Here is a 269-nt window from a genome sequence, read left to right on the forward strand (position 1 = left end):
GGCATTGAGCAAGGCACCGGCCAGACCGGCCCCCGCCTCCACCCAGAGATGATTAATATCTTCCGCCGCCAGGGCTGTCATCAGTGCCGTTAAGTCTAGCTGACCATCTGGCTGAGCAGGCACCCTTAACTGCCGCACCTGTTCCGGCCACAGCGCCTCATCAGCCTGTGTTCTGGCCAGCAACACTTTACCCGGCAGTGAGAATAATTTCTGCGACGGTAACAAGCGGTTCTGACTGTCAATGATCACCCGTATCGGCTGACGTAACT

1 protein-coding gene is annotated in these 269 nt (G+C 57.2%); it reads right to left on the reverse strand.

Annotated features, from left to right (window positions below):
- Positions 1-269 (reverse strand): dihydrofolate reductase family protein (locus ACYP03_RS26365; RefSeq protein ID WP_459782718.1); only part of this gene is annotated, 269 nt, incomplete at both ends.

Source organism: Photobacterium sp. R1 (assembly GCF_054600795.1).